This is a genomic window from Siphonobacter sp. (assembly GCF_048595215.1).
GTDB lineage: Bacteria > Bacteroidota > Bacteroidia > Cytophagales > Spirosomataceae > Siphonobacter.
In genome coordinates this window covers 1-9,111 of the sequence record NZ_JBMDWJ010000229.1, presented here as the reverse complement: position 1 = coordinate 9,111, position 9,111 = coordinate 1, and the positions used below count along the sequence as shown (strand labels likewise).

General features: G+C 50.9%; 5 protein-coding genes and 1 pseudogene. 2 read left to right on the top strand and 4 right to left on the bottom strand.

What is annotated here, in order from left to right; translation table 11 throughout:
* Positions 1-410 (bottom strand): annotated as a pseudogene (locus tag ACOJTG_RS14455) (glycoside hydrolase family 92 protein); the annotation flags it as partial.
* Positions 411-1,061: 651 nt separating this feature from the next.
* On the opposite strand from ACOJTG_RS14455, the gene ACOJTG_RS14450 reads away from it, so the two are divergent.
* Together ACOJTG_RS14450 and ACOJTG_RS14445 are read left to right on the top strand one after the other, a co-directional pair.
* Entirely contained in the window at positions 1,062-1,931 is an 870-nt protein-coding gene (locus tag ACOJTG_RS14450) for a phytanoyl-CoA dioxygenase family protein (protein WP_420154475.1), read from the top strand.
* 61 nt (positions 1,932-1,992) lie between these two features.
* Positions 1,993-2,808 carry an SDR family NAD(P)-dependent oxidoreductase gene (locus tag ACOJTG_RS14445; protein ID WP_420154474.1) on the top strand — a complete coding sequence of 272 codons (816 nt, stop codon included), beginning with the start codon at positions 1,993-1,995 and terminating at the stop codon, positions 2,806-2,808.
* A gap of 109 nt (positions 2,809-2,917) precedes the next feature.
* On the opposite strand, the gene ACOJTG_RS14440 is transcribed toward ACOJTG_RS14445, so the two are convergent.
* From ACOJTG_RS14440 to ACOJTG_RS14430, 3 genes are all read right to left on the bottom strand, one after another.
* Positions 2,918-6,334: a ThuA domain-containing protein gene (locus ACOJTG_RS14440; RefSeq protein WP_420154473.1), complete on the bottom strand. Its 3,417-nt coding sequence runs from the start codon at positions 6,332-6,334 to the stop codon at positions 2,918-2,920.
* 96 nt (positions 6,335-6,430) lie between these two features.
* The gene (locus ACOJTG_RS14435) at positions 6,431-7,747 is read right to left on the bottom strand and encodes a vanadium-dependent haloperoxidase (RefSeq protein ID WP_420154472.1); all 1,317 of its coding nucleotides are present in this window, start codon (positions 7,745-7,747) and stop codon (positions 6,431-6,433) included.
* Positions 7,744-9,111 (bottom strand): FG-GAP repeat domain-containing protein (locus ACOJTG_RS14430; RefSeq protein WP_420154471.1); only part of this gene is annotated, 1,368 nt, incomplete at its 5' end. The genes ACOJTG_RS14435 and ACOJTG_RS14430, both read right to left, overlap by 4 nt.

The window sequence follows — 9,111 nt, the reverse complement described above, 5'->3', positions numbered from 1 at the left end:
TCGGTGGGAGCAATTTCCGTTGTTACGTCGTGATCGGCCAGGTAGACTTTATAGTAATAGGGCTTGGCAACCTCTGACTTGTGTGAGAACCAGCTTGCCCGCTCGTCCTGATCGAAACGCAGTTTGCCCGTCGTAGGCATGATGGCAAACTGACCGTAATCATTGATCCAGGGACTCGGCTGGTGCGTTTGCTTGAAGCCGCGAATTTTATCCGAGTCGTAGGTATAAGCCCAGCCATCGCCCATTTTGCCAGTTTGGGGCATCCAGAAATTCATCCCCCAGGGCAAAGCAATGGCGGGATACGTATTTCCGGTGGACAGGCTGTATTTGGACTGGGTGCCCATGAGCGTATTCACCCACTCTACGGGTTCGGCTACCTTGGTCACTTCCTGGGCCGTTGCCGTAAGCATCGACAGGCCCATCAGACCAAGCAGACAAGAGCGTATCATTACTGAAATGTTTAAAAGGTTATCGTTATCAAGAAAAGTAGCAAGTTGGCGGTTTCAACTCAGTTTTTCATAGAAGAAAGCGGAAAAGGATCATAATCAGCATTAAAGCTCCTATAGATCGAGCAAACCCTATTAAAAATGGAGTTTTACCAAAAATGAAGGGAGAACTATGCCTTTTAAAAGTAATGAGGCTGAAGGCTCTAAGTAGGTCCCTGCTTCAGCAACTGATCTAATCGTTTTACGAAAACTTTTGAAGACAAATTATTATTCTGGAAGCACTTTTCTATACAATAACCTAAAGCTTTAAGCCTGTTGAAAAAAATCCAAGGACATGATTCCCTGGAAATCAGCTTCTTAAACATTTTTTATTACTCTACTAAATAAATAGATCAAGTATACTATTGACTTTATGTGATTCTTGCTTTTCCTTTGACCTAGTAATTCAATAAAGGCCCCATTATGTTAGCGAACTACGAACTGGTTTTCATTAACCTCCGCCTCCGCTCCTCTTTGTGTTGTAAGTAAGCCTGCTTTCTAGTCTTCACACCCACTCTTTCGCCCCGGAGGAGTCAGGGAAGTATTGCCTCTTACTCCACACAAAAGCAAGGACTCATGCACCAGACATTCGTTTTCAATAATGCCCTTACCGACGAGCAGCGTCGCTATTTTCAACAATACGGAATCATTCAGTTCAAGCAGTTCATTGATCGGTCCACCGTTCAGGAATTCATTCGGGAAGTCAACCGCGTCGAGCAGCATTTGCTGAAAACCCAGACAGAAAAGGTCAATGGGATACCGCTGAAGCTCGGTGAAAACGAACGCGGCGAACGGATGATTCAACGGCTGGCCTTTACTTCCCATTACAGCCAGACCCTGCGTGATTTTTTAAAAGACCCCCGCCTGCAGCTTCTGCTGGAATTACTGGGACCCTACGAGGGTCGTATCGGTGAACATGAGAAAGACGGTCTAGTCGTCAACCACTACGTCAATACGCCCACGAGTCAGTTCAAACAACTGGGCTGGCATACCGACAGCCCGCGTGATTTGTTTCTGGGGACCCGCATTCAGCCGATGCTGAACGTAGGCTTGCACCTCGACGACTGCCCCCAATCCAACGGAGGCTTGCGGGTACTGGCCGGTACGCACGAACAAAGTATATGGAAGCTCCTGTTTCGCAAAAAATACTTCATCGATAACCAACCCGATCCCAAAGAAGTCGGCTTCGACATTGAAGCCGGTGATTTAACCATCCACGACGGCCGGCTCTGGCACCGCGTTCAACAATCGCCCTTCATCGGAGAGCGGAGTCGCCGCCGTGTGATGTACATTCCCATCATTACCGGAGCCTACAGTCCCAAACACGCCGAAAGTCCTACGCCTTTTTACCATACGCTGGGAAGTCTGAAGTTTCCCAAACCCACGTTTCCGGGTGGATCCTTGTGGAAAAACTGGCAACCCGGCCTCGCTCGTTTTCTGAGTTAATCTCAACAGTCCTCGCCACCCGAGGACTGCTTTCTCTTCGACATTCTTAGGCAAAGAAACTATGCCCTACGCATTGATTACCGGAGCCGCTCAGGGGATTGGGCGAGCCATCGCCGAGCAACTGGCTCAGCGGCACTATGATTTACTACTGGTAGATCAGCAGGAAGAAAAACTGTACCGAACCGCTGAGGCGTTACGAAAGACGTATGGGGTACACATCCACGTATTAACGCTGGATTTGGCCCTCCCCGGTTGTCTGCGGGTGCTTCGCGTCTGGCAACAACAAGTGGGGCCTAACCTGGAAATCCTGGTAAACAATGCGGGCTTTGGCCTCAACGGAAGCTTCGAAGAGTTACCGATTCAGGAGCAGCTGGATATTGTGAATGTTAACATTCGGGCGGTACTGGAAATTACCCATGCGTTCTTACCGCTTCTGAAAAAACAACCGAAAGCGTATCTGCTGAATGTCTGTAGTACTACGGCTTACCAGACGGTCCCGTACTTAACGGTATACGCTGCCTCCAAAGCGTTCATTCTTTCCTTCACCCGAGGCTTACGCCATGAACTGCGAGACTCTTCGGTACAGGTTACGATGCTTAGTCCAGGCAGCACGGATACGGGCTTTGTGGACCGGGCCCGGATGGGTGAATCGCTTAAAAAAACGGCGACAAAAGTCCATATGACGCCTCAGGCAGTGGCGGAGCTTGCGGTTCAGGCTTTGTTGGCGGGAAAGGCCGAAGTGATTCCGGGTTTCGTTAACCGGGTGGGTGCCTGGTTACCAAAAGTGGTACCGATGCGGTGGATTGAACGGGTGATTGGTAATATCTATCAGCCGAAACGTACTGCATCCGAGAAGGAAAAAGTGCTCCAGTCCTAAAGCGTACGCAGGGACCATGCACCCCGTAAATCAATCGAGCCTATGATTCCTACCCGGAACCATAGGCTCGATTGATTGATAACCAGGGTTTCATCCCTTGGCTACGTCTTTATTTGCCAAACTCCACCCAATCCAGCGAGAACAGATTGTCGTTGGGTTTATCTTTCTTGACGAATACAAAGTACAGATCGTGTTTACCGCCCGGATTCAGGATGGGGCTTACGATTTCCTGGAAGGTGTTCCAGTTCCCCGTAGCCTTGTAATTGAGCGTACTGATCACCTGTCCTTTCGGCGAATCCACGTGTACCTCGATCATGGCATCCTTGTCCTTGGACGCATACCGGTACGTCAGTTGCTTGATTCCCGTTAGATCGATATTCCTCAACACGAAGTACGAGCGGTTATGGATCGAGCCCAGTCGCTTACCCTGACGGTTGATGTTGCTGACCCTATCCACGCTGGTCGCATCTACCCGGCTCGGCCGCAGTACCAGCGTTTCGCTCGACGTCAGCGGCTTGATGGTGCCTCCTTTGTCGGTATACGAAGCCGTCAGAATATAGCGACCTTCCTGAGGCTTGCCTACGTGTTCTTTCAACGTTGCTGTACCCTTTTCCGGTAAACGCACATCGGGTTGCTGATTCGACAACGAGAGTACGTACTTCACAATTTCCGTAGCTTCTTCGCGGGCCAGCTGCGGGTGGGCGTTCATAGCATGCTCGCCCCAGACGCCACCGCCACCCGTGATGACTTTGTTGGCCAGTCGGGTCAGGGCACCTTTATCACCCCGGTACCGCTTGGAAACTTCCATGAAAGCCGGGCCTACTGACTTTTTATTGATCTGGTGACAAGCTTTACAGTCGCTTCCTTCCATGAGTGATTTACCCAGGTTAAACGTACCCGTAATCTGCTGGTGACCCATTTGAGATTCGTTACCACCGGCTACTTTCGGAATGTAGTTGAGCGATACTTTCACCTTCTTCTTGTCAATAACCTTGTCTTCGTTGTCCTTTACGTTTACCTCATACTTAAGGGGCGTTTGCGTGGGGAAGAAGAAGCTGCTGTTTCCACCCGGCGTAGCAATGGCTACCTGCGGCAAGGTATTTCCTACCTTTACTTCCAGCGTATCGTAACTGCTCAGACCCGTTGGATCGGTTACTTTCAGAACGGTTTGGTAGATGCCATCTTTCTCGAAAATGTGCGTCGGATTGGCTTCCCGCGAGGCTACTGATTTACCTTCAAATTGCCATTCGTAGGTAAGCTTATCTTCCTCGTCGAAATCGTAGCTTTTCGCACTACTAAAGGCCACTTTCAACGGAGCCAGTCCAATCGTATCTCTGGCCGTAATCTTAGCAACCGGAGCCCGGTTACCGGCGTTGTACTCAATTTTCACCAGACGGGCATCTTCGTTATCGATTCCGTACACGGAACCGTATTCCAGCATATAGATCGCTCCTTCGGGACCTATTTCCATATCTACCGGACGGCGGAAATCTCCCCGCGTTGGCATGAATGCTTCCAGGCGTTTGTAGTTATAATTTTCGTCCAGACGAACCGCAAATACCCAGTTCCGCATCCAATCGTAGAAGAAAACGGCCTTGTCGTAATAGGCCGGCAATTTTACGTCCGAAGCCAGATTGGGATCGAAATGGTAAACCGGTCCACCCATTGCACAACGTCCACTTTCGCCGAGTTCAGGAAATTCCGCTGAACGGTTGTACGGATACCAGATCATGGCTTTCTGAGCCGGAGGTAAGGTTTTCGCTCCCGTATTGTACGGCGAATTGTTGGTCGGTCCATTGACGTCGAATTCCTTGCCAACGGCCTTCGTTTCGAAGTTATACTCCTTATAGGGTTTGTTATCACCTACGAAATACGGCCAGCCAAAGTTACCGGGCTTCTTAGCCTGATTAAACTCATCGTAGCCGCGAGGGCCCTGCGGGCCATCTACGCCGGAATCGGGACCGATTTCACCCCAGTATACGTAACCCGTCAGCGGATCAACGGAGATACGGTACGGGTTACGGCAACCCATCACGTAAATTTCCGGACGCGTACCGGGCGTACCTTTCGCAAAGAGGTTGCCCTCGGGAATCGTGTACGAACCATCAGCTTCTACGTGAATGCGAAGAATTTTCCCGCGTAAATCATTCGGGTTACCAGCCGAGCGTTCCGCATCAAAGGTCAGGCGGTTGGGTCGTTGATCGATGGGAGCAAAACCGCTGGACTCAAAAGGTACGGTATTGTCACCCGTTGAAATGAATAGGTTTCCTTTTGCATCCCAGGCCATCGAACCACCCGTGTGGGCACTTACTTCCAGATCAATCGGGAATTCGATAATGGGTTTCTCGGAAGCCACATCCAGCACACCATCATCCCCCATCACAAAACGGGCAATGCGTTGCTTGGTTTGTTCACCCTCCTGAATCGTATAGAAGAAATACAGGTAATGATTTTGCTTGAAGTTGGGATCAATCGTCATCCCCAGCAGACCATTCAGATACTTTTCCACCGCCTTCACTGGGAAGTCGTAGACCAGACGGGTTTGCTGCGTTTTTGGATCGTATTGGTAAAACTTACCCGCCCGTTCCACAAAAAATACGCGGCCATCGGGAGCTACGGCCAGCTCCATGGGTTCGTTCAAATCGTTGGAAAGTACCGTTTTGACGAAGCGATTTTCTTCGGGTGTTTTGACGGAATACGCTTTGGCGAAGTCCAGCTTCCCGTCGCCCATGGCGTACTGAATGCCGCCGAGCAAATGTTTCAGAAACAGCGGTTCGCTGAAGCTTTCGTTGGTATGGCCACCTGCCGTATAGAATGCCCGTCCACCGTCGTAGTCATGGTACCAGGCGAAGGGGTGATTGCTGCCATTGGTACCGCCTTCGTAACTATCCTCATCCAGGTTCATGAGAACCTTCACGTCTGGATTGATATTCTTGAAGTTGTATAACTCATCGTAACGCTCCCAGCGATCCGGCAGGAAGCTCGTCGAAGGGTGCTTTTTATCCAGCACATCAATGCCCGCATTTTGTTGACGCGGGTGGCTGGCAAAGTACGCTCCGGCCAGCTTGTTGTACCAGGGCCAGTTGTACTCGGTATCCGTAGCGGCGTGGATGCCTACGTAACCGCCGCCCGCCTGAATGTAACGTTCAAAGGCGACCTGCTGATCGGGATCGAGTACATTACCCGTGGTGCTTAGGAAGATGACGGCCTGGTATTTTTTCAGGTTGTCTTCCGTAAACAGCGTGGCATTTTTCGTCGTATCGACTTCGAAGCCGTTCTCCTGCCCTAACTTTTGCAGGGCGGCAATACCACTTGGAATGGAGGTGTGATAAAAAGCCGCCGTTTTGGAAAAAACCAGAATGCGAGGCTTAGGCTTTTCGACACCGACCGGTGCAGAGGCAGAGGTATTAGCGGGAGCCGCGGCCTGGGTGGTCTGGGCTGGTTTCTGACTGGTTTTACAACCATAAAAACCTCCGGCTGTCAACAGTAAGCCTAGGGCTAGGGGTTGAAGCGATGAATAACGCATGAGATGGAGTGAGAAAAAAGTAATAACGGACGATGCCGGATGATAGGTGTATTAGTTTCGTATAACGGACTAACTTACGCAATTCGGGTGAAAGGGCTAATTACTTGCGACTAGTCCGCGTTTTCCTTCGACTCTTTGAATAACCCAGGCACCTACTTTCAATCCCTGCTGCCGGCCTTCCGTAATGGCATCCATGAAATGAATGCCCCCGTACAGGCGGGACAGACCCGCTTCATCAGCAGCCTGCTGAAAGGATTGATACGAGCGGGCTTTCAAACCAAAGGGTTCTTCCACGGTATCGGTGTAGGCAAAGTGATCACCAAAATAATGGGTTAGGACCACGGCCGCCGCCGAAGAAATCGTCGAGTGACCACTTAGGTATTCGGGAAAAGGGGGCGTTTGCAGGAAGGGTTTCCACTGGGGATCGATCAACTGACGAATGGCCGTTTCGGGGCGAATCCGGTTGCTGCGGTACTTTTCATCCCAGCAACAGATGAATCCGTCCGTCAGCGTAATCGCCACGACGGTATGAATCTTTAACGCCTGAGCAAAACTCACCTGGGCCTTCTCACAGGCGATACCCGTAATTCCCAGCCAGTGAGCCCCCGGCGATATTTTCTTCATACCTACCATCAAATGGCCGTTGTCTTCCAAAGCAAAGGGATTACAATCCCAGAAAGCCGCGATCTGCTTGTGTTCTTCCGGTAGTTTATCATCATAATTGATCTGCATCATCCGATAAAACGCCGACGTTGGATTGGTCGAATACGGCGTAGGTGGAGCAGGTTTGAACTGCGAACAGGTATCCAGCGTAAACGAACGAACGGTCGCAAAGTAAGGCTCAACCGGAGCGAAATAACCCGGCGGTGTGGGATACCAGAAGCCGTCGCCCGTGCGGGTCTGATACCGGGGATAATTGCTAATCCGGTTGTACCGATCGGCTTTAGCATAGGCCAGGATTTGTTTACTAATAGCCTGAGCGTAGGCCTTCGACCCGTTTAGTACTTCGTCCGAATAACCAGCCGTCCGGCAGGAATCCAGGAAATGGGTTTCGTACTGAGCCAGTCGCTTTCCCGAAGGCTGCATTTTCTGAGCCGTCTCCATCATGGCCAGCAAGGCCGTCAGGGATACGGAATGCTCCGGGATCTCGCTGGGTTTCTCAATGACGGGGAAGCCGTTCAAAACGCCGTGCATACTACGCATCGACGAATCATGCTGAGCCAGTACCTCGTATCCCGACAGGCAGGCATACGAGAAAAATCGAGCCGCCAGCGGTGGATTCGTCACATCGTGAATCATAGTCTCCGTCATCTCCTCGATAACGTGGGTAATCTGGGCCGGGGCTAGTTCCGCTTCCTTTTTTTTCGTACAGGACCAGTCCACCAGCAAGCAAAGTATAAACCAGTATTTCATCGCCGTTGGTACGCTTGTAAGCCTTTTTGATTGATTCCAATGAGTAATTCGTTACCCCAGGGGAGTACACTTCGTACATCCCCCCGTAAGGCAAAGCCTGATTGTTGCTGCGGAACGTACTGGAACTGTCCCTTTCCGTTGCCTTTTAGCAAGACGCCGTAATTGGCATCGCAGTTGCCAAAACGCAGACGGGCTTTAGTCACATTACCGCAAAGCAGCAAATCCTTTTTGCCATCCTGGTCAAAGTCCAGACTAGTAATCGTGAATACGGGAGCCATTTGAGCCTGAATGGGTAAGGCCTGCTCCTGAAAACCACCTTTAGCGGTACGTACGAACAAAGTGGTTTGCAGCGTATTCGCTGCTAGTTTCGTGCTTCCCTCTAATTCTTCCGGCGTGAAAATATCCGTAAGCGTGGTTTCGGCGTAGCTTTTATAATCCGGGAAACGTGTTCGCATCATACTGATCTGGTCGAGCAATTCATCGCGGGTTACGTAGGGATAGCTTTTGCCCTGGATGTAAAAACTAAGGATCGGATCGACGGATCCGTTGTCGTCAAAATCCTTGTAGACCAGTTCCGCGGGTTCGCGGTCGGAAACTTTGCATTGCGTATTGAGTCCCTGATTCCCAACGAGTAGATCCATCCGGCCATCGCCGTTGAGGTCTTCTACCAGTAGTTTATTCCACCAACCCCGGTAGGCTTTCGGGAAGTAGGTACTCGTCTGATCCGTCCAGGTGCTGCCACTGCTCACGAAGGCCGTGATGGGCATCCACTCACCTACCAAAATCAAATCCGGTTTCTGGTCCTGATTTAAATCCAGCCAAGCGGCATCGCTCACCATACCCAGGCGAGCCAGTGCCGGAGCCAGCTTTGCGGTCTGATCGCTAAAATGTCCCTTACCATCGTTGATGAGCAGGAAACTTGGCGGCGTTTCAGGGTATCGACCGGGAATCACCCGACCACCTACGAATAAATCCAAAGCTCCATCGCCGTTGAGGTCGGCCGCCCGTACGCAGCTTTTACTGACCGGAAGGCTCGGTAAAGCTCCCGTCGCTTTCGTGAAATTTCCCTTGCCGTCGTTTAGATACAGTCGGTCCTGCAAACGTGGATCTTCCGGCATCAGGTCACCGTATCCGCCGCTAGCCAGGTATAAATCGGGAAAGCCGTCGCGATTAGCATCGAAAAACAGGGCATCCGCGTCTTCACCCACAGTATCGAAGCTTTGTTTCTTACTAAGTTTCCCATTGGCCTCTTGCAAAAATAGTACGCCCGCCTGCCCATTACCTCCGCCTACAAACAGGTCTTCCTTGCCGTCTCCGTTTACGTCAGCTTTTGCCAGACAAGGCCCGGAAAAAGACAGCGGATT

What these genes read in the sequence shown, in the direction of transcription:
- ACOJTG_RS14450 (WP_420154475.1), top strand. Translation starts at nt 1,062, where the DNA reads ATGCACCAGACATTCGTTTTCAATAATGCCCTTACCGACGAGCAGCGT.
- ACOJTG_RS14445 (WP_420154474.1), top strand. Translation starts at nt 1,993, where the DNA reads ATGCCCTACGCATTGATTACCGGAGCCGCTCAGGGGATTGGGCGAGCC.
- ACOJTG_RS14440 (WP_420154473.1), bottom strand. Translation starts at nt 6,334, where the DNA reads ATGCGTTATTCATCGCTTCAACCCCTAGCCCTAGGCTTACTGTTGACA.
- ACOJTG_RS14435 (WP_420154472.1), bottom strand. Translation starts at nt 7,747, where the DNA reads ATGAAATACTGGTTTATACTTTGCTTGCTGGTGGACTGGTCCTGTACG.